Below are 24,981 nucleotides of genomic sequence, written 5' to 3'. Positions count from 1 at the left end.
AGCCCTCGATGGAGCCAGATCCGATGATCTCCAGCCATTCCCGCCTGTTGCTTTCCCTGCTCACCGCGACGCTGGCCACCCCGGCCCTGGCCGACGAGGTCCAGGTGGCCGTGGCCGCCAACTTCAGCGCGCCGCTCAAGGCCATTGGCGAGCAATTCACCCGAGACACCGGCCATCAGCTAGTGATTTCCAGCGGCGCCACCGGCCAGCTCTATACCCAGATCAAGAACGGCGCACCCTTCGCGGTCTTCCTTTCTGCCGACGACAGCACCCCGGCCAAGCTGGAACGCGAAGGCGCGGCGGTCAAGGGGTCGCCCTTCACCTATGCCATCGGGACCCTGGCGCTGTGGTCATCCAGGACCGGCTATGTGGACGGGGAGGGCGCGGTACTCAAACGTAACGACTTCACCCACTTGGCCTTGGCCAATCCCAAGACCGCGCCCTATGGCCTGGCCGCCACCCAGGTGCTGGCCAAGCTGGGCCTGACCGAAGCCGTCGCGACCAAGCGGGTGGAAGGCCAGAACATCACCCAGACTTACCAGTTCGTCGCCACCGGCAATGCCGAGCTGGGCTTCGTCGCCCTGTCGCAGATCTACCAGGATGGCAAGGTCAAGGAAGGCTCGGCCTGGATCGTGCCGGCCGAACTCTACGAGCCGATCCGCCAGGACGCGGTGCTGCTGGAAAAGGGCCAGGACCAGCCGGCGGCCAAGGCGCTGCTGGCCTATCTCAAGGGCCCCCAGGCGGCCGCGGTGCTCAAGGCCTACGGCTACCGGCAGTGACGCCATGAGCCTGAGCGCGGCGGACTGGGCGGCGATTCGCCTGACCCTGGAACTGGCCAGCGTGACCACGCTGCTGCTGCTGGTGCTGGGTACGCCCCTCGCCTGGTGGCTGGCGCGCACCCGCTCCCGGCTCAAGGGCCCCGTCGGCGCCCTGGTGGCCCTGCCGCTGGTGCTACCGCCCACGGTGATCGGCTTCTATCTGCTGCTGGCCATGGGGCCGGAGGGCTGGGTGGGACAGGCGACCTCGGCCCTGGGGCTGGGGCGGTTGCCCTTCACCTTCGCCGGGCTGGTGGTGGGCTCGCTGTGCTATTCGCTGCCCTTCGTGGTGCAGCCGCTGCAGAACGCCTTCGAGGCCATCGGTCCGCGTCCCCTGGAGGCCGCAGCCACCCTGAGGGCCAGTCCCCTGGATACCTTCTTCCATGTGGTGCTGCCCCTGGCGCGGCCGGGCTTCGTCACCGCCGCCATCCTCGGCTTCGCCCATACCGTGGGCGAGTTCGGCGTGGTGCTGATGATCGGCGGCAACATCCCCGGGCGGACCCAGGTGGTCTCCACCCAGATCTTCAATCACGTGGAAGCCATGGAGTATCCCCAGGCGCACCTGCTGGCCGGGGGCATGCTGGCATTCTCCTTCGTGATCCTCCTGCTGCTCTATGGGCGCCGTGGGCGGTCGGTCTGGACATGAGTCTGGCCGCGCGCTTCGAACTGCGGCATGCCGACTTCGTGCTGGATGTGGACCTCGCCCTGCCCGGCAGGGGCGTCACCGCCTTGTTCGGTCCCTCGGGCTCGGGCAAGACCAGCTGCCTGAGGTGCGTGGCCGGTCTCGAGCCCACTGCCCGTGGTCGACTGGTGGTGGCGGGGGAGACCTGGCAGGACAGCGACCGCGGCCTGTTCCTGCCGCCACATAAACGCGCCCTGGGCTATGTCTTCCAGGACGCCAATCTGTTCGAGCACCTGGACGTGCGCCGCAACCTGCTGTTCGGTTGGCGGCGGGTGGCGCCCGTCGAGCGTCGACTGGAGCTGGAGCAGATCGTCGAGTTGCTGGGCATCGAAGGGCTGCTCACCCGGATGCCGGCGCGCCTTTCCGGTGGCGAGCGCCAGCGGGTCGGCATCGCCCGGGCGCTGCTGACCAGTCCGCGGCTGCTGCTGATGGACGAACCCCTGGCGGCGCTGGACGCCGAGCGCAAGGCCGAGATCCTTCCCTACCTGGAACGCCTGACCCTCGAGCTGGCGCTGCCGATCCTCTATGTCAGCCATGCTCCCGACGAGGTGGCGCGCCTGGCCGATCACCTGGTGCTGCTGGAGCGGGGCGAGGTACTGGCCAGTGGGCCGACCACCGAGGTACTGGCGCGCCTCGACCTGCCCATCGCCCTGGCCGATGACGCCGGGGTGGTGCTGGAAGGGCGGGTGCTCGGCCATGATCCGGACTATGGCCTGCTCAGCCTGGGCCTGGCCGGCGAGCAGCGCGTGCTGCTGGCCCATGCCCCGCTGCCGCCCGGCCAGGCGCTGCGCATCAAGGTGCTGGCGCGGGATGTCAGCCTCAGCCTGGAACGCCAGCACAGCAGCATCCTCAATGTGCTGCCGGCCACCGTCGCCGAAATCGCCCCGACCCGCTCGCCGGCGCAGGTGCTCTTGCGCCTGGACCTGGGCGGCGCGGCGCTGCTGGCGCGGATCACCCGCTATTCGCTGGAGCGGCTGGCGTTGCAGCCGGGGAGCCAGGTCTGGGCGCAGCTCAAGTCGGTGGCGGTGCTAGCCTGACCCTGGGGCCGGTCCGAGCCGCTCCAGCAGAAAGTCCACCAGCGCCCTGACCGCCGCCGGCAACTGGCGATCCGGCGGATAGAGCAGCCAGGCGGTGCCCTGGTAGGGGCCGAGGTATTGCCAGTCGGGCAGCACCCGCAGCAGGCTGCCGTCGGCCAGACCGGCATCGGCGGCGAAGGCCGGCAGGCAGGCGATGCCCAGGTCGGCGAGGGTGGCTTCCAGGCGCACGCCGCTGTGGTTGCAGGCCAGGCGGCCGCGCACCGCCACGCTTTCCACCCGGTCGCCGCGGCGCAGTTGCCAGCGCTGGTCGCCCGGGGTTTCGCCGAGGTAGAGGCAATCGTGTTCGGCCAGCGCCTGGGGCTGCTGCGGTGTGCCGCGCCCCCTTAGATAGGCCGGGCTGGCGCAGAGCACGAAGTCCATCTCGCGCAGCGGTCGGGCGACGAAGCCGGCAGGCGGCTGCTCGGTGATGCGCACCAGCAGATCCTGGTCGTCGGCGATGGGGTCCAGCGGGCGATCGTCCAGGCGCAATTGCAGATCCACTTCTGGATAGCGCTGGAAGAACTCCGGCAGCAGCGGGGCGATCAGCCGGTAGCCGACCGCCTTGGGCATCGCCAGCCGCACCTGCCCGCGCGGTTCTTCACTGTGTTGCAGGCCACTGTCCAGCGCCGCACCGGCGGCAGCCAGCAACTGGCGGCAGTGGCCGAGCACCTCGCGGCCGGCTTCGCTCAGGCGCAGCTGGCGGGTGGTGCGCTGCAGCAGGCGCACCCCCAGCTCCCGTTCCAGCCGCGCGACCTGACGACTGACCGCCGAGGGTGTGGCGTCCAGCAGGCGGGCGGCGGCGGTGAAGCTGCCGGTCTCCACCACCTTGGCGAAGGCGACCATGCAGGGCAGCAGGGGAAGGGCGCGCAGAAGATCCATGCCGAAGTCCGCCAGAAGCAATAGGGCTGGAAAGGCTGCCATTGCTTCCCCGGGGGAACAAGAGCTATGCGCGCTGGCGGGCTTATCGCGCTTTCCTGGGGCGGGCACACTGGCGGCCTGATCCAGGGAGAAGCTGTCATGTCGCAACGCCCCACCTTCGGCCTCGCCGAAGGCCTGCTGCTCGCCACCGCCCTGGTCTGGGGGACCAGCTACGCCGTGGTCAAGGACGCCGTGATGCTCTATCCGGTAGTCGGCTACCTGGCGCTGCGCTTCTGTCTCACCGCGGCGCTGCTGCTGCCCACCCTGAGGGGCGAGGGCCGGCGGGCCTGGCGGCCGGGAATACCCACCGGGCTGCTGCTATTGGCGATCTTTCTCGCCGAGACCTATGGCGTCGCCCTGACCAGCGCCAGCAACGCCGCCTTTCTCATCAGCCTCTGCGTGGCCCTGACGCCCTTCGCCGAATGGTGGCTGCTCGGCCAGCGCCCCGAGGCCCGTGCCCTGGGTGCCGCGGGGCTGGCGGTGGCGGGCGCCGGGCTGCTGACCCGCGGGGTGACCCTGAGCTTCAACCTGGGTGATGGCCTGATCCTGCTGGCGGCCGTATTGCGCGCGGTCAATGTCTGCGTGGTGCGCCGGCGTCTGCAACAGGCCAGTGCCCCGGTACCGGCCCTGGCGCTGACCGCGGTGCAGACCGGGGTGGTGGGCCTGGCCTGCCTGCTGCTGTTCGCCCTGGGCCCGGGCCTGGCGCCGCTGCCCGTGCAAGCGGGCTTCTGGCTCGCCACCGGCTACCTGGTGCTGTTCTGCACCCTGGGCGCCTTTCTCGCCCAGAACTATGCCCTGGGCCGCACCAGCGCCACCCGCGTCGCCCTGCTGATGGGCGCCGAGCCGCTGTTCGGCGCACTGTTCGCCAGCTTCTGGCTGGACGAACGCCTGGGCCTCTGGGGCTGGCTGGGCGGCCTGCTGATCGTCATCGCCTCGCTGTGGGGGACGTTGCCGCGGCGGGCGCCAGACCATTCGGACCCGGTCATTCGAACACGATCCGCGGAAAATAGAAGCTGACCACCCAGTTGGGCATGTCGACGATCTCGCTGATGCGCAGGTCGCCGCAGACCGAGCAGAGCAGATAGGCCCGTTCCGCCGGCAGGTTACGGGTCTGCCCGAGCCAATTGATGGCACCGCTGACGGCCATGCGCGCCGCGGCCAGCAGGTCCGGCCCGACACCGGTGAAGACCTCGTAGCCGGCGCCGTCCAGGTGCCGGGTGACCGGCCTTGGGGTGCTGAAACGCGGCATGCTCAGCGGCTGCTGCTTGATCAGCTCGAAGGTGGCGGTGACCATCATGGCGGTCTCGATGGCGGTGCCGCAGACCTCACCATCGCCTTGGGCGGCATGGGTGTCGCCGATGGAAAACAGCGCCCCGGCTACCTCCACCGGCAGGTAGAGGCTGGTGCCGGCGGCCAGGTCGCGGATATCCAGGTTGCCACCCACCCGCCGCGGCGGCACTACCGAGTGCAGACCTGGCGCCGCGGGAGCCACCCCCAGGGTGCCGGCGAAGGGCTTGAGCGGGACCCGTGCCAGCTCGCCGAAGGCGGCCGGCGTCTGACCGGTGCGGTCGTAATGCCAGAGCTGCAGCACCGGGTCCGGAAACTGGTCGGCGAGCAGGCCGAAGCCGGGAATGTTGGCGGTCCAGCCAAAGCCGCTGGGGGTGAAGCTGTCCAGCGTCACCTTGAGCACGTCGCCCGGTTCGGCACCCTCGATCCACAGCGGACCGCAGACCGGATTGACCCGCTCGAAGGGCAGGGTGGCGATGTCGGCGGCGCTGGACTGGCCGTGAAAGTGGCCGTCCGCCGCGTCGCGGCAGGCAAAGCTGACCGTCTCGCCCGGCGCGACCTCCAGCGCCGGGGGGAGGCTGTGATCCCAGCCGCAATGGCAGTGCTGGCTGTGCAGGGTCTTGATCATCTGAAGCCTCCGCGGATTGTCCGTGCCTAGTGGACGGCGTCGTTCGCCTTGAATTCCGTGGTCCGGCCGCTGAGCCTGAGGAAGGCCAGCACGGCCAGGCCCAGCACCATCCAGCAGCTGCCACCGACCTTGGCGTAGACGTCGGCGTTGAACAGCACATAGGCGAGGATGATGAAGCCGACCAGCGGGACCAGCGCATACAGCAACGGGCGCCCGGCGCCTCGGTGATGCCAGGCCACTGCCACATGCAGGAGCAGGAAGGCCGTCAGCGCACCGAAGTTGCACATGGAGGCGAGCAGATTGATCTGGCCGACGAAGAACAGCCCCAGCACCAGGCTCAGGGCCGCCACCAGCAGGATGGCGCGCTGCGGCACCCGGGTCGTGGGATGGATCTGACGCAGGAACTGCGGCAGCTGGCGATCACGGGCCATGGCGAACAGCAGGCGCGAGGTGGCGGCCTGGGCCACCAGGGCGTTGGCGATGGCGGCGCCGATGGCCACCGCCAGGGCGATCACCACCTGCAGCCAGGGTCCGGCGATCAGTCGACCGATCTCGTAGAAGGCGTTGTTCGAGGCATCGGCGTCGGGGTACTGGATGAGGTTGGGTTGCAGCAGGGCGGCCAGCCAGGTCTGCACCATGAACAGCGCGGCGACCAAGGTCAGGGCCAGCAGGGTGGCGCGACCCACCACCCGGCTGCCGCCACGGGTCTCTTCGGAGAGGGTGGAGATGGCGTCGAAGCCGAGAAAGGACAGCACCGCCACCGACAGGGCGCTGAAGATCAGCGGCAGGGAGAATTCCTGGGGGTTGTACAGCGGCTTCAACGTCCACTCGGCACCATTCACGCCGCGGCTGATGGCCAGGGATGCCAGCACCACGAACACCAGCAGCACCGCCAGCTGGCCGTAGAGGAACAGCCGGTTGGCGCGGGCGGTGGTCTCGATGCCACGCAGGTTGACCAGGGTGTTGAGGCCGACGAAGAAAACGATCCACAGCGGCTGGGGAATGGCCGGGATGACGTTGGCCATGGCGTTGGCGCCGATCACATAGAGCAGGGTGGGCACCAGCAGGTAGTCGAGCAGGATGGCCCAGCCGGCGAGAAAGCCCAGCGCGGGGTGCAGGCCGCGACCGACGTAGGCGTAGACCGAGCCGGCCACCGGGAAGGCGCGCGACATCTGCTGGTAGCTGACCGCGGTGAAGAGCATGGCGACGAAGCCGATCAGGTAGGTGAGGGGCACCATGCCGTGGCTGGCGTCGAACACCCCGCCAAAGATGGAGAAGGGGGCGATGGGCACCATGAAGACCAGGCCGTAGATGAGCAGGTCCTTCAGCCCGAGCTGGCGCTTGAGTTCCTGGGTGTAGCCGAAGCGGGCGAGGTCGGCGGCGTCGCCGGACGGAGCGTGCTGAGTCATGGGGGCTTCCTCGAAGGGGCGGGGTGGGCTCGACTCTAGGCCAGGGTAGGTCCTGGCCCCATCCACAAAAGTGCTAGGTTTGCAGCAGGCCGGTGACGACTGGCAGAGCCTTTGCTTCGCTTTCCTCATCGCCATCAGGGGAGGAGCTCCAAGATGCATGCCGATCTGCTCACCGTCAGCAGCCGCCTCGCCGGGCTGCCCACGCTCGACGCCTGTCTGGATGCCGTCCAGGCCAGTGCCGACCACCTGGGGTGCAAGGCGCTGATCTACGACTACGCCCCGGTGCCCCTCAGTCACGACGGCGTGCTCATCACCCCCTCGGTGTTCAAGGTGCGCAACGCCCCGGCGGACATGCAGGCCTTCTGGTGCGAGCGCGGCTACTACCAGATCGACCCGGTGCAGCAATGCGCCAGTCGGCGTGCGGCACCCTTCGTCTGGTCGTTTCGCAGCGAAACCCGCAGCGCCCTGCGCGAGTACCTGGGTGACAGTCATCGCCCGGTCACCTGCTATGTGCGGGACAGCGGCCTGGCCACCGGGGTGACCGTGCCGCTGCACCTGCCGGGAGGGGCCTTCGCCACCCTGACCGGCATCCTCGATGCCGAGGCCGCGGACGCCGAGGCCGCCGGCGAAGCCTGCCTGGGCGCCTTCCTGGTGCTGGCCCATGCCTTCCAGGCCCGGGCCGACGAATTGCTCGCCCCGGCCGAACGCCGCTGCGGCCAGGTCCGGTTGACGCCGCGCGAGCGCGAATGCCTGCAGTACTCGGCCAAGGGGCTGACCGCCAAGCGCATCGCCGCGACCCTCAACCGCTCCACCGCCACGGTCAACCTGCACCTCAACTCGGCGGCGCGCAAACTGGGGGCGCGCAATCGGGTCGAGGCGGTGGTGCGGGGATTGCACTATCGCTTGGTCGAAGTCTGAGCGACTTGGCCAGATCCGTGGGCTGATCGACCTTGCGACACCCCCGCTGCGCCCTGACACTGGGGCCTCATCTGCCCAGGAGTGTCCCATGAGCACTGCCCGTCCGCCCGTACCGCCGTTCACCCTCGAGTCCGCCCAGCAGAAGGTCCGCGCCGCCGAAGACGGCTGGAACAGCCGCGATCCGGCCAAGGTGGCCCTGGCCTACACCGCCGACAGCCACTGGCGCAATCGCGCCGACTTCCTTCAGGGTCGCGTCGCCATCGAGGCCTTTCTCACCCGCAAGTGGCAGCGCGAGCACGAGTACCGGCTGATCAAGGAACTCTGGGCGCATGACGGCGCGCGCATCGCCGTACGCTTCGCCTACGAATGGCGGGACGAAGACGGCCAGTGGTACCGCGCCTACGGCAACGAGAACTGGCACTTCGACGACCAGGGCCTGATGGCCGAGCGTCACGCCAGCATCAACGACCTGCCGATCACCGCGGCCGAGCGGCTGTTCCACTGGCCCCAGGGCCGGCGGCCAGATGACCATCCCGGCTTGAGCGACCTGGGGCTCTGACCGGCGGCGGGTGGCTATCCCGGACGGGGCTGGGTCCTGTACAAGGACCTCTGGCCGCCAGGACCCGCTGACGATGCACTACCGCAACCTGCTCCGCCGCCTCGACCTGGTCTCGCTGCAGCTGCTGCTGGCGGTGCACGAGGAGGGCACCCTGACCCGCGCCGCCGAGCGCGAGATGATCGCCCTGTCCGCCGCCAGCAAGCGCCTGCACGACCTGGAGCGCTCGCTCGACATCGAGCTCTTCGAGCGCAACGCCAAGGGCATGACCCTCACCCCGGTCGGCGAGACGCTGCTGCATTACGCCAAGCGCATCCTCGCCGACGTCGAGCGGATCAGCATCGACGTCGGCGAGCACCTGCAGGGTGTGCGCGGCTACGTGCGGATGATGGCCAACATCTCCGCCATCATCGAATTCCTGCCCGAGGACCTGCAGGCCTTCGCGGCCGGTCATCCCCAGGTCAAGGTCAGCCTGGACGAACGACCCAGCGCTGGGGTGGTGAAGGGGGTGCTGGAAGGCGCCGCCGACCTGGGCATCTGCTCCTCGGATACCGATACCCGTGGCCTGCTGGCCGTGCCCTACCGGCAGGACACCCTGGTGGTGGTGATGCGTCCGGATCATCGCCTGGCCGCGCAATCGCGGCTGGCCTTCGCCGAGACCCTGGACGACGACCACGTCGGCCTGCACGCTGACAGCTTCATCAACCTGCGCACCAAGGCGGCCGCGCGCAGCCACGGCAAGGCCTTGCGGCTGCGCATCCATGTGCCCGGCTTCGATGCCGTGTGCCGCATGGTGCAGGCCGGGTTTGGCCTGGGCGTGCTGCCGCTGCAGGCCTTCGAACTCATCGGTCGGCCGCTCGGACTGGTGGCCGCCGCGCTGGAGGACGACTGGTCCCAGCGCAGCCTGGCGCTGGTGGTGCGGGACGTCGCGTCGCTTTCGCCAGTCAGTCGGCTGCTCTACGACCACCTGCTGGACGTCTGAAGGCGCGCCTTCGCGTTTCGCGAAGACCTCTTGCCGAAAGACGTTAACCGCCGACGGCCCGATTGTCCTAGCATCGGCCTCATTCCAATAACAATGAGGCTAGTCGCCATGACGGCTCTTACCGGACTGCGGGTCATCGAGATCGGCACGCTGATCGCCGCCCCCTTCGCCGCGCGCCTGCTGGCCGAATTCGGCGCCGAGGTGATCAAGATCGAAGCCCTGGACAAGGGCGATCCCCTGCGCAAGTGGCGCAAGCTGCACGAGGGCACCTCGCTGTGGTGGTACCTGCAGTCGCGCAACAAGAAGTCCCTGGCACTGAATCTCCGCTCCGCCGAGGGCGTGGCCCTGGTCAAGCAGCTGGTCGAGGGCGCCGACGTGCTCATCGAGAACCTGCGCCCGGGTGCCCTGGAAAAGCTGGGTCTCGGCTGGGACGTGCTGCACGCCCTCAACCCCAAGCTCACCCTGGTGCGCATCTCCGGCTACGGCCAGACCGGGCCCTATCGCGATAGACCCGGCTTCGGCGCCATCGGCGAGGCCATGGGCGGCATCCGCTACACCACCGGTACTCCAGGTACGCCGCCGGCACGGGTCGGAGTCAGCCTGGGCGATTCCCTGGCCTCCATGCATGCGGTGATCGGCGCGCTGATGTCGGTGCTGCGGGTCAAGACCGGCCAGGGCGACGGCCAGGTGGTCGATGTGTCCCTGGTCGAGAGCGTGTTCAACGTGATGGAAAGCCTGGTGCCGGAGTACTCCCTGCTCGGCCATGTGCGCGAGCGCACCGGCGGGGCGCTGCCGGGCATCGCGCCGTCCAATACCTATCCCACCCGCGATGGCGCCTATGTGGTGGTCGCCGGCAACAGCGATCCGATCTTCGTGCGGCTGATGCAGGCCATCGGCCGGCCGGATCTCGCCGAGCGTGCGGACCTGGCGCAGAACGACGGGCGTGCCCGCCACAGCGAGCTGATCGACGACGCCATCGCCGCCTGGACCGGCAGCCTGGGGATCGACGAGGTGCTGGCGGTGCTGGAAGGCGCCGAGGTGCCGGCCGGGCGCATCTATTCCGCCGCCGACATCGTCGCCGATCCCCATTACCAGGCGCGGGACATGCTGCTGGACACCACCTTGCCCGATGGGGCCACCCTGAAGATGCCCGGCATCGTGCCCAAGCTGTCGGCGACGCCGGGCCAGGTCAATTGGCAGGGGCCGACCCTCGGCCAGCACACCGATACCTTGCTGACCGAACTGGGGCTGAGCGAGGCGGACATCCGGCGGCTCAGGCAGGAGGGCGTGGTGCAATGAGTACCGAGCGTCTGATCGTCCAGGAGGTGGCGCCGCGCGACGGCCTGCAGATCGAGCCGAACTGGGTGGAGACCGCCGACAAGATCGCTTTGATCGACCAGCTGTCGGGCCTGGGCTTCTCGCGGATCGAAGCCGGCTCCTTCGTCTCGCCCAAGGCCGTACCCATGCTGCGCGACGGCGAGGCGGTGTTCCAGGGCATCGCTCGCCGGCCCGGGGTGACCTATGTCGCCCTGGTACCCAATCTCAAGGGTGCCCAGCGCGCCCTGGCAGCGGGTGCCGATGAATTGAATCTGGTGCTCTCCGCCAGCCAGACCCACAACCAGGCCAACATGCGCATGAGTTGCGAACAGTCGCTGGCCAGCTTCACCGAGGTCGTGCAGCTGGCCGCCGGGCAATCGGTCTCGCTCAACGGCACCGTGGCGACCACCTTCGGTTGCCCGTTCGAGGGGCGCATCGACGAAGGCTGGGTGTTCGAACTGGTGCAGCGCTACCTGGCGCTGGGCATGACCGGTATCACCCTCGCCGACACCACCGGCATGGCCAATCCACGGCAGGTCGCGCGGATCGTGCGCCAGGTGCTGGAACGGGTTCCGGCGTCCGCCCTGACCCTGCATTTCCACAATACCCGCGGCGTGGGCCTGAGCAACGTGCTGGCCGCCTACGAAGCCGGCGCCCGTCGTTTCGACGCCGCCCTCGGCGGGCTTGGCGGCTGTCCCTTCGCGCCCGGCGCGTCCGGCAACATCTGCACCGAGGACCTGGTGAATCTCTGCATGGAAATCGGGGTGGAGACCGGCATCGATCTGGAGCAACTGATCGCGCTGTCGCGCACCCTGCCGGCGCTGCTCGGCCACGACACCCCCGGGCAGGTGGCCAAGGCCGGGCGCAACTGCGACCTGCATGCGCCGCCCGCGGCGAGTGGCTAACGCCCGCCCACCCTTCGTTCGCCCTGACTACAACAACAAAGGAGCGCCAGCCTGGCCGCTCCCGGGAGACCGCTATGCCTTCATCCGTAACCTCCGCCGCCGTGGCGGCCGCCGAACAGGCCATCGTCCGCAAGGTCGCCTGGCGGCTCATGCCGCTGATCATGGTCTGCTACCTGTTCGCCTTCTTCGATCGCATCAACATCAGCTTCGCCAAGTTCCAGCTGCAGGCCGACCTGTCGCTGAGCAACACCGCCTACGGCCTGGGTGCGGGGCTCTTCGTGGTGGGCTATGTGCTGTTCGAGGTGCCCAGCAACATGATGCTGTACAAGGTCGGCGCACGGCGCTGGATCGCCCGCATCATGATTTCCTGGGGCATCGCCACGGCGCTGATGATGTTCGTCACCGCCGAATGGCAGTTCTACGTGTTGCGTTTCCTGATCGGCGCCATGGAAGCCGGCTTCGCCCCGGGCATCCTCTACTACCTGACGCTCTGGTTTCCGCAGAGCTACCGCGGTCGCATCACCTCGACGCTGTTCCTGGCCTCGGCCTTCGCCGGGCTGATCGGCGCCCCGGTCTCGGGACTGATCCTCGGCCAGCTGGACGGCCTGCTCGGCATGCGTGGCTGGCACTGGCTGTTCCTGCTCGGCGGCCTGCCCTGCGTGCTGCTGGGCGTGCTGGTGCTGCGCATGCTGCACGACCGCATCGGTGATGCGCCCTGGCTCAGCGGCGAGGAAAAGACCTTTCTGGCCAGCCGCATCGCTCGCCATGAAAGCAACGCCCACGGCTCGCTGCTGGCGGCGATCCGGCTGCCGGGTTTCCTGCTGCTCGGACTGATCTACTTCCTGATCCAGGTCGCCTCCTATGGCCTCAACTTCTGGGCGCCGCAGCTGATCCGCAGCGCGGGCACCGAGAGTCCCACCCTCATCGGCCTGCTGACCGCCGTGCCCTATGTCTTCGGTGCCATCAGCATGGTGGTGGTAGGGCGGTTGTCGGACGCCAGCGGCGAGCGGCGCAAGTTCGTCTGCGGCCTGGTGATCGCCGGAGCGCTGGGGTTCTTCAGCGCGGGTCTCTTCGCCGACCACACCACCCTGCTGATCCTCTCCCTGGCGCTGATGGGCGCCGGCATCATCGCCTCCATTCCGGCCTTCTGGGCGCTGCCGCCGAAACTGCTCGCCGGGGCGGGGGCCGGTGCCGCGGGCGGTATCGCCCTGATCAATACCCTGGGGCAGTTCGGCGGCATCGTCAGCCCGGTGATGGTGGGCTACATCAAGGACGTGACCGGCAGCACCACCCCGGCGCTCTATCTCATCGGCTGCAGCAGCCTGCTGGCCGCCGGCCTGCTGTGCTGGGCACTGCCGCAGAGTCTGCGGACTTCGGACCGGGTGGGCGCCCGCACGCCAGAACCCGCTCCGGTCGAGGACGCCGCGCTGCCGGGCGACAAGCGTCCCCTCAAGGCCTGAGGCTAGCGCTCCGGCGCGCGCCAGCGCCGGACCACCCTCAGCACCAGCACGAAGAACACCGGCACGAAGACCAGCGCCAGGGTGGCGCCGAGCATGCCGCCGATCACCCCGGTGCCCACCGCCTGCTGGCTGGCCGAGCTGGCGCCGGTGGCCAGGGCCAGGGGTACCACGCCGAGGATGAAGGCCAGCGAGGTCATGACGATGGGCCGCAGCCGTAGCCGTGCGGCGCGGCAGGTGGCGTCGTACAGGTCCATGCCGCCGTCATGCACGCGCTTGGCGAATTCGATGAGCAGGATGGCGTTCTTCGCCGTGAGGCCGATCACCGTGATCAGGCCGACCTTGAAGAAGACGTCGTTGGGCATCCCCCTCAGGGTCGCCGCCAGCACCGCGCCGAGCACGCCCAGGGGCACCACCAGCAGCACCGCGGTGGGAATCGACCAGCTCTCGTAGAGGGCGGCGAGACAGAGGAACACCACCAGCAGCGACAGCCCCAGCAGCAGCGGCGCCTGGCCGGCGGAGAGGCGTTCCTGCAGCGACAGCGCCGTCCACTCCAGGGCGAAGCCACGCGGCAACTCGGCGGCCAGGCGTTCCAGTTCGGCCATGGCCTCGCCGGTGGTGTGACCGGGCAGCGGCTCGCCGGACAGGCTGATGGCCGGGTAGCCGTTGTAGCGCGACAGCTGCGCCGGGCCCTGGGTCCAGTCGGCGCTGACGAAGGCGGACAGGGGCACCATGCGCCCGCGCTCGTTGCGTACTTCCAGGCGCAACAGGTCGTCCACCTGGCTGCGGCTGCCCAATTCGGCCTGGACGATCACCTGTTGCATCCGGCCTCGGTTGGGAAAGTCGTTGACGTAGCTGGAGCCCAGGGCCGTGCCGAGGGTCTCGCCGAGGGCGGCGAAGCCTACCCCCAGGGCGGCGGCCTGGCGGCGATCCACCACCAACTGCACCTGGGCGCTGTCGGCCAGGGCGGTCTCCCGCACGTAGGCGATGATCGGATTGCCCGCCAGCCGGGCCTGCAATTCGTCCCGCGCGGCCTTGAGCGCCGCCTGGCCGCGGTTGGATCTGTCCTGCAGGCGCACCTCGAAGCCGCTGGAGGTGCCCAGGCCTTCCACCGGTGGCGGCAACACGGCGAAGCCCTGGGCCTCGCTCTCGCCGGCCAGGGCGGCATTGGCGCGCTCGGCGATGGCCGCGGCGGAGTCGGCCGGGCCGCGGGCGGACCAGTCCTTGAGGGTGGTGAAGGCCAGGGCGGCGTTCTGGCCGCTGCCGGAAAAGCTGAAACCGAGCAGGACGAGGTCGTTGGCCACCTCGGGTTCGGCGGCGTAGTGACGCTCCAGGCGCTCGAGCACCTTGAGGGTACGCTCCTGGGTGGCTCCCGGCGGCAGCTGGATGTCGGTGATCAGATAGCCCTGGTCCTCGGTGGGCAGGAAGGCGCCGGGCAGGCGGCCATAGAGCCCCACCAGGGCCACCAGCAGGACGGCGAACAGCAGGAGGTTGGGCAGCAGCCGGCGGATGGCGCGGGCCACCCAGCCTTCGAAGCCGGCGGTCAGGCGCTCGAAGCCGCGGTTGAAGGCGCCAAAGAAGCCGCCGCGGGCATGGGCGCCCTGGGGAATCGGCTTGAGCAGGGTGGCGCACAGCGCCGGGGTCAGACTCAGGGCGAGAAAGGCGGAAAAGAGGATGGCCACCGCCATGGACGCCGAGAACTGGCGATAGATGACGCCCACCGAACCGCTCATGAAGGCCATGGGCACGAAGACCGCGGTGAGCACCAGAGTGATGCCGACGATGGCGCCGGAGATCTCGCCCATGGCCTTGCGGGTGGCGGCGCGTGGGTCGAGGCCCTCGCTGGCCATCAGTCGCTCGACGTTCTCCACCACCACGATGGCGTCGTCCACCAGGATGCCGATGGCCAGCACCATGCCGAACAGGGTCAGCACATTGAGCGAATAGCCCAGTGCCAGGAGCACGGCGCAGGTGCCCAGCAGGGCCACCGGCACCACCAGGGTCGGGATCAGGGTGTAGCGCAGATTCTGCAGGAACAGGTACATCACCGCGAAGACCAGCGCCATGGCCTCCAGCAGGGTATGGATGACCTGGGTGATGGAGATCTCGACGAAGGGCGCCGTGTCGTAGGGAATGTCGTACTTCATCCCCGGCGGAAAGTACCGGGACAGCTCGGCCAGCCTGGCGCGTACCGCCTTGGCGGTGGCCAGGGCATTGGCGGTGGGCGCCAGCTGCACCCCCACCGCCACCGAGGGCTTGCCGTCCAGGCGGGTGCCGAAGGTGTAGCTCTGTCTGCCCACCTCGACCCGGGCGACGTCGCCCAGGGTCACGCTGGAGCCATCGGCCCCGGCGCGCAGCAGGATGCCGGCGAATTCCGCCGGGTCGCTCAGCTGGCCCTTGATCAGCACCGGCGCGGTCAGCTCCTGGCCAGCGGGGGCGGGCAATTCGCCGAGACTGCCGGCCGCCACCTGGACGTTCTGCTCGGCGATGGCCCGGGTCACGTCGGCCGGAGTCAGGCCGACCGCCACCAGGCGACTGGGATCGAGCCAGACGCGTAGGGCGTGCTCGGCGCCGAACAGCTGGGCCTTGCCCACCCCGTCCAGCCGGCGCAGTTCGTTGACCACGTTGCGCGCCAGGTAGTCGCTCAGGGCGGTGGTGTCGAGGCGCTCGTCGGTGGCGGTGAGGGTGACGAACAGCAGGTAGCCCGCCGAGGTCTCCTCGATCTGGATGCCCTGCTGGGTGACCGCGCGCGGCAGGCGCGGCTCCACCACCTTGAGGCGATTCTGGATGTCCACCTTGGCCAGCTCGGGATCGGTGCCGGGCTGGAAGGTCACGGTCAGGGTGGCGCTGCCCTGGCTGCTGCTGGACGAGAAATAGAGCAGGTGATTGACGCCATTGAGTTCCTGCTCGACCAGGCTGACCACGCTCTCGTCCAGGGTCTGTGGCGAGGCGCCCGGGTAGCTCAGGGTCAACTCGATCTGTGGCGGCGCCACGTTGGGATACTGGGCCACCGGCAACTGCGGAAGGGCCAGCAGGCCGGCGAGCAGGATGAACAGCGCCACCACCCAGGCGAATACCGGGCGGTCGATGAAGAAGCTGGCCATCAGCGCACCTCCGCCGCGGTGGCCTGGGCTTCCTGGGGCTCCACCATCAGGCCCGGCTGCGCCTGTTGCAGACCGGAGAGCAGTACCCGTTCACCGGCAGCGAGGCCGGACTCCACCACCCAGCGCCCTTCAACCACCGGGCCCAGGCGCACCTCGCGCAGGGCAACCTTGTTTTCGGCGTCCACCACCCAGACCTGGGCCTGGCCGCCGGCGCTGCGCTGCACCGCCCGCTGCGCCACGCTCAGGCCCTGGTCGAGACGCGCCTGCTCCAGGCGCACCCGCACGAAGCTGCCCGGCAGGAGATCGCGCCGTGGATTGGGAAACTGGCTGCGCAGGGTGATCTGCCCGGTGCTGGCGTCCACCGCGAGATCGGCGAACAGCAGGCGGCCTTCCTCGGGGTAGGGGCTGCCGTCTTCCTGCAGCAGTGTCACCCGTGCCTGATCCGGCGCCACCTGCTGCAGCCGGCCGTCTCTCAGGGCATCGCGCAGCGCCTTGAGCTGGCGGGTCGACTGGGTGACATCGGCATGGATGGGGTCCAGTTGCTGGATGATCGCCAGGGGCGTGGCATCGCCCTGGCCGACCAGCGCGCCCTCGGTGACCAGGGCCTTGCCGATGCGCCCGGCGATGGGCGCGGTGACCGTGGCATAGCCCAGGTTCAGCCGTGCCCGCTTGAGCGCCGCCCGGGCCGCAGCCACCTCGGCCTCCGCCTGCAGGCTGGCACCGCGGGCATCGTCCTGCGCCTGGCGACTGATCGCCTCGCTCTCCACCAGCGCCGCATAGCGCTCGGCCAGGCGCCGCGCCTGGAAGGCACTGGCCTCGGCCTTGCGCAGGGCAGCGGCGGCACTGTCCACTTCGGCCTGCAAGGGCGCCGGATCGATGCGGAACAGCACCTCGCCGGCCTTGACCTCGCTGCCTTCGCGGAACACCCGCTGGAGCACGATACCGGCGATCCGCGCCCGTACCTCGGCGGTCCGCGGCGCCACCAGGCGGCCACTGAGTTCACTGGCGATGGCCAGCGGCATGGGATGCAGCGTCTCCACCTGCACCCTGGATGCGGGCGGGGCGGCGGCCTCCGGGGCCGGGCGGTCGCAGGCGGCGAGCAGCAGGCAGAGCAGCACGAGGCTGCCAGGGGCAGGGCGGGGCAGGGACATCGGGGCTTCCTCCAGGAGAGCGCCATGGTAGGCGTCCCGCTCCAGCCACCCTGTAAACGTCTGTAGGCCTCTTGTGAAAGAGTGTTAAGCCCCGCGCCCGCCCACGTGGGGCTCGGCTATGCTCGGCACTTTCCCGCCACGAAGACCTGCCGTGATCCCCTTGCTCATCGTCGAAGACGACATCGCCCTGGCCGAGCTCATCGCCACCTACCTGGGCCGCCAGGGCTATGCCGTGACGGTGATCGGCCGTGGCGACGAAGCCCTGGCCGCGGTGCAGCGCCTGCGGCCGCAGCTGGTGGTGCTCGACGTCATGCTGCCCGGGCTGGACGGCCTGCAGGTCTGCCGCCAGCTGCGCGCCGCCCAACCGAGCCTGCCGATCCTGATGCTCACCGCCCTGGACGACAGCCACGACCAGGTGCTGGGGCTGGAGATCGGCGCCGACGACTACGTCAGCAAGCCCTGCGAACCGCGGGTGCTGCTGGCACGCATCCGCACCCTGCTGCGCCGCTGCCAGCTGGTCGAGGCGCCTGCCGATGATCGCCTGACGATCGGCCAGCTGCAGCTGCTGCCGGGCGAACGCCAGGTCTGGTGGCGCGACCAGCTGGTGGAGCTGTCGTCCACCGAATTCAACCTGCTGGCGATCCTCATGCGCCATGCCGGCGAGGTGCTCAGCCGCGACCAGCTCATCCAGCAGCTGCGCGGCATCGAATTCAACGGCGTCGACCGCTCGGTGGACGTGGCCATCTCCAAGCTGCGCCGGCGCTTCGAGGAGCACCCCGGCGAAGCCCGGCGGATCAAGACCGTCTGGGGCAAGGGTTATCTCCTCTCCCGGGCCGAGTGGGAATAGATGTTCAAGATCCTCGTCCGCCTCTACCTCATCCTGCTGGTGACCTACGGCGCCGCCAGCTACCTGGTGCCCGAGGCGCTGATCAGGGTGTTCGACGAGCGTTACAGCCGCTACGCCCTGGAGCAGTTGCACGGCCCGCTCAGCCTGGCGCAGCGCGCCTTCGTCACCACGCCGCCGGAGCGCTGGCCGGCGGTGCAGCAGGAACTAGCCACGGATCTGGCGCCCATCACCCTGCGACTGGTCGCGCTCGACGACCCGGTCTTCACCGCGGCAGAGCGCGCGGCGCTCGAAGCCGGCGAGCGGCAGGTGCGCCTGGGCGACTATGGCGAGCCCAGCGCGGCCCTGGTGCCGCTGCCGGCGGAGCAGGTGCTCTGGGTCGGCATCCCCGAGGCGCCCACCGACATCGCCCTGACCTACTGGGCCATGAACGCCCTGATCGGCGCGGCCCTGCTGGTCTGTCTCTATGTCTGGCTGAGACCGCACTGGCGTGACCTGGAACGGCTGCGACGTACCGCGGCGCGCCTGGGCAAGGGCCATCTGGGCGAACGCACCGCCATCTCGCCGCGCTCGGACATCGGCGAGGTGGCGCGGGCCTTCGATGACATGGCCCAGGAGCTGGAGGCGCTGATCGTCCAGCAGCGCGACCTGCTCAATGCCGTTTCCCATGAATTGCGCACGCCGCTGTCACGCCTGGAGTTCGGCCTGGCGCTGCTGCAGGCCGATCCGCTGCCGGCCGAGACCCAGCGGCAGCTTGAGCAACTGGTGCGTCACGTCCGCGAACTGGATGCCCTGGTCGACGAACTGCTGTCCTTCGCCCGCCTGCAGAGCAGCCAGCAGCCGCCCGAACGCCTGAGCCTGGAACTCGAAGCCTTTCTCGACAGCGTGCTGGCCGACTTCGCCGAGGGGCAGGAACGCCGCGGCGTCGCGGTGCATCTGGACGTGACGCAGGCACCCAGGCGAGTGGAGCTGGCGCCACGCCTCACCGCCCGTGCCCTGCAGAATCTCGTCGGCAATGCGCTGCGCTATTGCCAGCGCGAGGTCTGGGTAACGGTCCGCCACGATGGCGAGGAGTTGCTGATCGCCATCGAAGACGACGGCGAAGGCATTGCCGAGGTTGAGCGCGAACGGGTCTTCGAGCCCTTCTACCGCCTGGATCGCAGTCGCGACCGCGCCACTGGCGGCTTCGGCCTGGGCCTGGCCATCAGCCGTCGCGCGGTGGAAAACCAGGGTGGCCGCCTGGACCTGAGTACTGGTGCGCGAGGCGGTGCGCGGTTCGAGATCCGCCTGCCCCTGCAGTCGCCCGCGGGGCTCGCCTGAGGCCGCCAGGGCCCCTACACTTGGCGCCCCCCGCCCGCCTTGGATTCGTTATGCCAGAGCTTTTCGATCGCGATCAGCTGCAGCCGCTGCTCGACCGTATCGCCGCCGCCGCGCCGCGCCACTTCGGCGAAGGTGAGGTGGCCGACTACATCCCGGCCCTGGCCGAGGTGGCGCCGGATCAGTTCGGCATCGCCGTCTGCGACGTCAAGGGTCAGGTCTGGCGCGCCGGGGCGGCCGACACGGCCTTTTCCATCCAGTCCATCTCCAAGGTGCTCAACCTGGTGATCGCCATGCAGCGCCTGGACGAGCCGGACATCTGGACCCGCGTCGGCCGCGAGCCGTCCGGTCATGCCTTCAATTCCATGGCTCAGCTGGAAGAAGAGAAGGGCGTGCCGCGCAATCCCTTCATCAACGCCGGCGCCTTGCTGGTCTGCGAACTGCTGGTGTCACGCATCATGTCCATCCACTGGATGATGCGCGAACAGGCGCGGCGCCTGGCGGGCAATCCGGCGATCAATTTCGACGACCGCGTGGCCCGCTCGGAGATGGACCACAAGGCGCGCAACGCCGCCCTGGCCTATCTGATGAAGGCCTACGGCAACCTCAACAGCGAGGTGAACGACGTCCTCGACGTCTATTTCCACGGCTGCGCCCTGGCCATGAGCTGCGTCGATGTGGCGCGTGCCTTCGCCTTCCTGGCCAACGGTGGGGTCAATCCCCAGGATGGCCAGGCGGTGGTGACGCCGCAGCAGACCCGCCAGCTCAATGCGCTGTTGCTGACCTGCGGCCTCTACGATGCGGCGGGCGACTTCGCCTGGCGCGTCGGCCTGCCGGGCAAGAGCGGGGTAGGGGGCGGCATCGTCGCCATCGTGCCGGGGCAGATGAGCCTCTGCGTCTGGTCCCCGCGCCTGGACAGCTATGGCAACTCGGTGGCCGGCCTGCGCGCGCTGGAAAGTCTGGTGGAGGGCCTTGGGGTCGCGCCGCTGGGCTAGTAGGCCATGGACAGGCTGAGGGTCACCTGGGGCACCACGCCGTCGGTCTCACCCTCCGGACCGCTCAACTCGCGCTGGGCGCCGTCGCGATAGAGCGCCAGGGCTTCCGCCCGAGCGCTCCAGCGCGTCTCGCCCCAGCGGAACGGCTGCTCCAGCGCCAGGCCGGTGCGGGCATAGAGGCGGTCGCCGGAATCCGGTCCGTAGAAGCCATTCCAGCCCACCCCCAGGGCACTGGGGAAGCTCAGGCGCAGGCCGCTGGCCGAGAGGTCCAGTCCGGGTTCCAGGCTGCCCTGGGTGTAGAGACCGCTGTCGCCCTGGGTGCGGGTGGTCACCGCCAGTCCCGGGCGCCAGGCACCCAGGCCCGTGTCCGCCTGATAGGCCAGGGTCAGGCTGGCCTCCTGGGTGGTGGCGGCGACGTCGTTGGGACTGCTCTTCACCGTGTAGACGAAGCCGACCCTCAGGCCTTGCGCGGGCGACACCACCAGGCCGAGCAGGTTGTTGCTCTCGTACCAGCGCCTGGGACTGACCTGCTCATCGCTGGAGGGGCTGTGAAAGCCATTGCTGCTGCTGAACACCAGCCAGGCATCTGTGCTGCCGTCGGCCCCCTGATGCAGATCCAGGGCGAAGCCCGCCTGAAGGTGTAACGGAACACGGTCGAGGCTGGCCGCGTCGTCATCGTAGTTGCCACGGGAAAAGTCGCCGTTGCGTACGTCCACGCCCAGTTGCGGATGGAAGCGCCCGGAAGTTTCGCCGACCTCTACGCTGCCCAGGGCGGCGTCCTCGCTCTCGATGGACGGCACGCTGCGCGGCGCGGCGTTGGCCGCCACGGTCAGGCAGCCCGCCAGCACACAGGCGCAACGCAGGGGGGAGGGAAATGACATGGCGACTCCGGGGGCGCGGGGCGCTCCGGGCTAGGCGCCATGGGGCATCGGACCGGGCCGTCGCAACGCGGGTTCCGAGGCCCTAGAGCACCGGCGAAAACACCCGCGCCACCCGCATGGCCACCCGCCGCCAGCGGCGCAGGGCGGCGTTGTCCTCGGGGGTCAGTTCGCGGGAGCGACTGAAGTCCTGCTCCAGCATCTTGCGTACCTCCCAGGCGAAGGCGACGTCCATGACCATGACCATGACCTCGAAGTTGAGGCGGAAGGAGCGGTTGTCCAGATTGGCGCTGCCCACCGCGGCCACGTCCTCGTCGATCAGCACCACCTTCTGGTGCAGGAAGCCCGGTCCGTAGCGGAACACCCGCACCCCGGCGTGCACCGCTTCGAAGGCATAGAGATAGGAGGCGGCATAGACCACCTTGTGGTCCGGTCGCGAGGGCAACAGGATGCGCACGTCGACCCCGCGCAGGGCGGCCAGGCGCAAGGCTGCCGAAACGGCTTCGTCGGGAATGAAGTAGGGCGTGGTGATCCAGACGCGGTGGCGCGCCGAGTGGATGGCCTCGACGAAGAACAGCGAGCAGGTCTCCTGATCGTCCGCCGGCCCGCTGGGCACCACCTGGCAGAGCACGCCGCCTTCTTCGTAGCGTTCCGGCAGCAGCAGGGTGGGCAACCGCCGGGTCACCCAGTACCAGTCCTGGGCGAAGGTCTCCTGCAGGGTGGCCAGGGCGGGGCCGCGCAGTTCCAGGTGGGTGTCGCGCCAGGGCGCCAGGGGCGGCTTGAGGCCCATGTATTCGTCGCCGACGTTGAGCCCGCCGGTAAAGCCCACCTCGCCATCCACGATCACGATCTTGCGGTGGTTGCGGAAATTGACCTGGAAACGGTTGATCAGCCCGCGGCGGTTGCTGAAGCCCTTCACCTCGCAACCGGCCTCGCGCAGCTTCTCCACATAGGCACGTGGCAGGGCATGACTGCCGATGGCGTCGTACAGCAGAAAGACCTTGACCCCGGCCCGGGCCCGGTCGAGCAGGGTGTTCTGCAGGGCCAGGCCGAGGGCGTCGTCGTGGATGATGAAGAACTGCACCAGCACCACCTTCTGTGCCCCACGGATGGCCGCGAGGATGGCGGCGAAGGTTTCCTCGCCGTTGATCAGCAGGCGCACCTGGTTGTTGGCGACGCAGGGCGTGCCGGTGAGGGCGGTCATGGCCTTGAGCTTGCGATTCGCCGCGCTGCACTGCTGGGCGGCCATGGCCTCGGCGATCCAGGGCCGCCAGTCCAGCTCGGCGGCCTGGTGCGCCATCTCCTCGTCGGCCTGACGCCGCGCCTTCACATAGCTGTCGAAGCGACGCCGGCCAAAGACCAGATAGGGAATCAGGCTGAGGAAGGGCATGAACACCAGGGCCATGGCCCAGGCCATGGCGCCCTGGGCGGTACGCACCGTGATGATGGCGTGGATCGCCGCGCTGATGCCGATCAGTTCGAGGACCAGGGCGATGTAGTGGAGATCGAGGGGCAGGGAAGGCACGCGGGCAGCTCTCGCTCCGGGATGGATGTCAGATGGGTTGGACCGCCCTGAGCACCACGAATTTCGGCGTGGCCGCGATCTGTTCGACGCGCTTGAACAGCCGCTTGAGCTTGACGTGGTAACCCAGGTGGCGATTGCCCACCAACCAGAGTTCGCCCTGCTCGGTCAGCGCGGCTCGCGCCTGCTGGAACATGCGCCAGGCGAGGAAATCGCCCACCACCTGCTGCTGGTGGAACGGCGGATTGCAGAGGATCAGCTCCAGCGACCGCGGCGGCTGGTCGGCCAGGCCGTCGGCCGCGTGGATCGCCACCGGGCGCTCGCCGAAGGCCGCGGTCCAGTTCTCCCGCGCCGACTGCACCGCCATGTAGGACTCGTCCACCAGGGTGAAGAGCGCCTCGGGGTTGGCCAGGGCACAGGCCAGCGCCAGCACACCGTTGCCGCAGCCGAGATCGGCCACCCGGGCCTGGCCCAGCTGCTGGGGCAAGTGCGGCAGGAAGGCGCGGGTGCCGATGTCCAGGCCCTCGCGGCAGAAGACATTGGCATGGTTGACCAGGGTCAGCGGCGGAGCATCCAGGCGATAGCGACTCGGATAGGGCGAGGCCACCGCCGGCCGTGCCTCGGGGGTGGCGGACAGCAGCCGCGCCTTCTTCACCGCCAGCGACGCCTGTACCGGGCCGATATGCCGCTCCAGCAGGTCGCCGGCGGCGCGGGGCAGGTGCTTGAGCATGCCGGCGGCGATCACCCGGGCGCCCGGCGCCAACTGGCCGTGCAGGCGGATCAGCTGCTCTTCCAGCAACGCCAGGGTCTTGGGCACCCGCACCAGCACCAGGTCGAAGGGACCGCTGGTCGCCTCGCTGGCGGGGACGAAGGTCACCGCCTCGGCGGCGAGGCCGTTGCGCGCCAGGTTGGCCGCCAGCGCCTGGGCCGCCAGGTGCGAATCGCCACTGGAGGTGACCCGGGCATGAGCGGCGAGACTGGCGGCCAGGGCGCCGAAGCCGTCGTTGAGCACCAGCACCCGGGCGGACGGGGCCAGGCCGTCCTCGGCGACCTGCTGCAGCAGGTATTCGTCGGCGGCGTCGAAGGCCTGCAGGGGATCATCGCGGCGCGGTGGCTGACGGTCGAGTTCGAGGGTGGCGAAGGGCGAGACGAGAGAAGGCATGGTTTCTGTCGGTGTTTATCGGCGGCCCAGTGCGGGACAATGGTGCAAAGAACCTGTTTACGATCTGCTGCGCGTCGGCCAAACGGCGTTGAAAATGGCCTGGGTCGCCAGCCCGGTCGGAATGCTCATTTACCACTCGTAAACGCGAGCACGAGACCGGTCCGCTTCCTCAGCCATTTTCGCGGGGCCGCCTAGGCCTTGTTTGGCTCTAGCTCGCGAGATCGTAAACAGGCTCTAAGCAATCGGGAAAAAGAGGCCAGTATGACCGCCACCGAAGACAAGTTCACCCGCGAGACGATCACCGCCGTCTGGCCCTGGAGCGACAACCTCTTCAGCCTGAGGACCACCCGCGACCCGCGCTATCGCTTTCGCGCCGGCCAATTCGCCCGGCTGGGCGTGCGCAAGGCCGATGGCGACATCGTCTGGCGGGCCTACTCCATGGTCTCGGCGCCCCACGATGAGTTCCTCGAATTCTTCTCCATCGTGGTGCCCGGTGGCGCCTTCACCAGCGAGCTGAGCCGTCTGCGCGAGGGCGACGAGCTGCTGGTGGAAAAGCAGCCCTATGGCTATCTCACCCTGGAGCGCTTCGGCGGTGGTCGTGATCTCTGGCTGCTGGCCACCGGTACCGGCCTCGCGCCCTTCCTGTCGATGCTGCAGGAACCCGACACCTGGGAGCGCTTCGAGCGCATCGTGCTGGTCTACAGCGTGCGCGAAGCCCGTGACCTGGCCTACCAAGAGGTCATCCGCGGTTACGGCCAGGTGGAGCACCTCGAAGGCCTCACCGATCGCCTGGTCTATGTCCCCGTGGTCACCCGCGAGGATCACCCTGGCGCGCTACGTGGCCGCATCACCACCCTGATCGAGAACGGCGAGCTGGAACGCGCCGCCGGCGTCGACCTCTCGCCCGAGCACTCGCGCATCCTCATCTGCGGCAATCCGGAGATGGTCGACGACACCCGCCAGTTGCTCAAGACCCGTGATTTGCAGCTGGCGTTGAGTCGCCGACCCGGCCAGGTGGCGGTGGAGAACTACTGGTAAAGACCTCGTCGCACCGGCGT

At 69.0% G+C, this 24,981-nt stretch carries 22 protein-coding genes; 14 read left to right on the top strand and 8 right to left on the bottom strand.

Annotated elements, in window-relative coordinates:
• Positions 1-23: 23 nt before the first annotated feature.
• The 3 genes from modA to modC are packed head-to-tail and all read left to right on the top strand — an operon-like array spanning position 24 to position 2,534.
• On the top strand, positions 24-779 hold the full coding sequence (gene modA / locus RCF34_RS19515; protein WP_308709668.1) for a molybdate ABC transporter substrate-binding protein: 756 nt from the start codon (positions 24-26) through the stop codon (positions 777-779).
• A 4-nt stretch (positions 780-783) separates the two neighbouring features.
• Positions 784-1,461: a molybdate ABC transporter permease subunit gene (gene modB / locus RCF34_RS19510; protein ID WP_308709667.1), complete on the top strand. Its 678-nt coding sequence runs from the start codon at positions 784-786 to the stop codon at positions 1,459-1,461.
• Entirely contained in the window at positions 1,458-2,534 is a 1,077-nt protein-coding gene (modC, locus tag RCF34_RS19505) for a molybdenum ABC transporter ATP-binding protein (protein ID WP_308709666.1), read from the top strand. The genes modB and modC overlap by 4 nt, the downstream gene beginning before the upstream one ends.
• Here the strand turns inward: modC and RCF34_RS19500 are convergent.
• Positions 2,526-3,452: a LysR family transcriptional regulator gene (locus RCF34_RS19500; RefSeq protein ID WP_308709665.1), complete on the bottom strand. Its 927-nt coding sequence runs from the start codon at positions 3,450-3,452 to the stop codon at positions 2,526-2,528. The two genes, modC and RCF34_RS19500, sit on opposite strands and share 9 nt — an antisense overlap.
• A 138-nt stretch (positions 3,453-3,590) precedes the next feature.
• Here RCF34_RS19500 and RCF34_RS19495 point away from each other — a divergent pair, with 138 nt between their 5' ends.
• Positions 3,591-4,508 (top strand): DMT family transporter, encoded by a 918-nt coding sequence (locus RCF34_RS19495; protein ID WP_308709664.1) that lies wholly within the window; start codon positions 3,591-3,593, stop codon positions 4,506-4,508.
• Here RCF34_RS19495 and RCF34_RS19490 read toward each other — a convergent pair.
• Positions 4,474-5,406, bottom strand: coding sequence for an acetamidase/formamidase family protein (locus RCF34_RS19490; RefSeq protein ID WP_308709663.1), 933 nt, complete (start codon positions 5,404-5,406; stop codon positions 4,474-4,476). The genes RCF34_RS19495 and RCF34_RS19490 overlap by 35 nt on opposite strands.
• 26 nt (positions 5,407-5,432) lie before the next feature.
• Positions 5,433-6,815 (bottom strand): APC family permease, encoded by a 1,383-nt coding sequence (locus RCF34_RS19485; RefSeq protein ID WP_308709662.1) that lies wholly within the window; start codon positions 6,813-6,815, stop codon positions 5,433-5,435.
• Positions 6,816-6,968: 153 nt separating this feature from the next.
• On the opposite strand from RCF34_RS19485, the gene RCF34_RS19480 reads away from it, so the two are divergent.
• The 6 genes from RCF34_RS19480 (at position 6,969) to RCF34_RS19455 (ending at position 12,953) form a co-directional block, all read left to right on the top strand.
• Complete coding sequence (locus RCF34_RS19480) at positions 6,969-7,733, top strand: LuxR family transcriptional regulator (protein WP_308709661.1); 765 nt, start codon at positions 6,969-6,971, stop codon at positions 7,731-7,733.
• 88 nt (positions 7,734-7,821) lie between these two features.
• Positions 7,822-8,292 carry a nuclear transport factor 2 family protein gene (locus tag RCF34_RS19475; RefSeq protein ID WP_308709660.1) on the top strand — a complete coding sequence of 157 codons (471 nt, stop codon included), beginning with the start codon at positions 7,822-7,824 and terminating at the stop codon, positions 8,290-8,292.
• A 73-nt stretch (positions 8,293-8,365) separates the two neighbouring features.
• Complete coding sequence (locus tag RCF34_RS19470) at positions 8,366-9,271, top strand: LysR family transcriptional regulator (protein WP_308709659.1); 906 nt, start codon at positions 8,366-8,368, stop codon at positions 9,269-9,271.
• A gap of 108 nt (positions 9,272-9,379) precedes the next feature.
• Positions 9,380-10,570 (top strand): CaiB/BaiF CoA-transferase family protein, encoded by a 1,191-nt coding sequence (locus tag RCF34_RS19465; protein ID WP_308709658.1) that lies wholly within the window; start codon positions 9,380-9,382, stop codon positions 10,568-10,570.
• A complete protein-coding gene (locus tag RCF34_RS19460) occupies positions 10,567-11,493 on the top strand; it encodes a hydroxymethylglutaryl-CoA lyase (RefSeq protein WP_308709657.1) in 927 nt (308 codons plus the stop codon). The genes RCF34_RS19465 and RCF34_RS19460 overlap by 4 nt, the downstream gene beginning before the upstream one ends.
• 74 nt (positions 11,494-11,567) lie before the next feature.
• Positions 11,568-12,953 carry an MFS transporter gene (locus tag RCF34_RS19455; RefSeq protein ID WP_308709656.1) on the top strand — a complete coding sequence of 462 codons (1,386 nt, stop codon included), beginning with the start codon at positions 11,568-11,570 and terminating at the stop codon, positions 12,951-12,953.
• 2 nt (positions 12,954-12,955) lie between these two features.
• Here the strand turns inward: RCF34_RS19455 and RCF34_RS19450 are convergent, their stop codons facing one another.
• Positions 12,956-16,054 carry a multidrug efflux RND transporter permease subunit gene (locus RCF34_RS19450; RefSeq protein ID WP_308709655.1) on the bottom strand — a complete coding sequence of 1,033 codons (3,099 nt, stop codon included), beginning with the start codon at positions 16,052-16,054 and terminating at the stop codon, positions 12,956-12,958.
• Positions 16,054-17,205 (bottom strand): efflux RND transporter periplasmic adaptor subunit, encoded by a 1,152-nt coding sequence (locus tag RCF34_RS19445; RefSeq protein WP_308709654.1) that lies wholly within the window; start codon positions 17,203-17,205, stop codon positions 16,054-16,056. The genes RCF34_RS19450 and RCF34_RS19445 overlap by 1 nt, the downstream gene beginning before the upstream one ends.
• A 118-nt stretch (positions 17,206-17,323) precedes the next feature.
• Here RCF34_RS19445 and RCF34_RS19440 point away from each other — a divergent pair, with 118 nt between their 5' ends.
• From RCF34_RS19440 to glsB, 3 genes are all read left to right on the top strand, one after another.
• Positions 17,324-18,052, top strand: a complete 729-nt coding sequence (locus RCF34_RS19440; protein WP_374941214.1) for a response regulator — start codon at positions 17,324-17,326, stop codon at positions 18,050-18,052.
• Positions 18,053-19,369, top strand: coding sequence for an ATP-binding protein (locus tag RCF34_RS19435; RefSeq protein WP_308709653.1), 1,317 nt, complete (start codon positions 18,053-18,055; stop codon positions 19,367-19,369).
• 77 nt (positions 19,370-19,446) lie between these two features.
• The gene (glsB, locus tag RCF34_RS19430; RefSeq protein WP_374941216.1) at positions 19,447-20,361 is read left to right on the top strand and encodes a glutaminase B; all 915 of its coding nucleotides are present in this window, start codon (positions 19,447-19,449) and stop codon (positions 20,359-20,361) included.
• Here the strand turns inward: glsB and RCF34_RS19425 are convergent.
• The 3 genes from RCF34_RS19425 to RCF34_RS19415 form a co-directional block, all read right to left on the bottom strand.
• Entirely contained in the window at positions 20,358-21,242 is an 885-nt protein-coding gene (locus RCF34_RS19425; RefSeq protein WP_308709651.1) for a hypothetical protein, read from the bottom strand. The two genes, glsB and RCF34_RS19425, sit on opposite strands and share 4 nt — an antisense overlap.
• Before the next feature lie 82 nt (positions 21,243-21,324).
• Positions 21,325-22,764, bottom strand: a complete 1,440-nt coding sequence (gene cls / locus RCF34_RS19420; RefSeq protein WP_308709650.1) for a cardiolipin synthase — start codon at positions 22,762-22,764, stop codon at positions 21,325-21,327.
• Between the two features lie 28 nt (positions 22,765-22,792).
• Positions 22,793-23,923: a class I SAM-dependent methyltransferase gene (locus RCF34_RS19415; RefSeq protein WP_308709649.1), complete on the bottom strand. Its 1,131-nt coding sequence runs from the start codon at positions 23,921-23,923 to the stop codon at positions 22,793-22,795.
• Positions 23,924-24,184: 261 nt separating this feature from the next.
• Here RCF34_RS19415 and RCF34_RS19410 point away from each other — a divergent pair, with 261 nt between their 5' ends.
• Complete coding sequence (locus RCF34_RS19410) at positions 24,185-24,961, top strand: ferredoxin--NADP reductase (RefSeq protein WP_308709648.1); 777 nt, start codon at positions 24,185-24,187, stop codon at positions 24,959-24,961.
• The last annotated feature ends 20 nt before the right edge of the window (positions 24,962-24,981 follow it).

The sequence above is a fragment of the Pseudomonas sp. 102515 genome (assembly GCF_031085165.1).
Classification (GTDB): domain Bacteria; phylum Pseudomonadota; class Gammaproteobacteria; order Pseudomonadales; family Pseudomonadaceae; genus Chryseomonas.
This window is presented reverse-complemented; position numbering and strand designations above follow the sequence as displayed.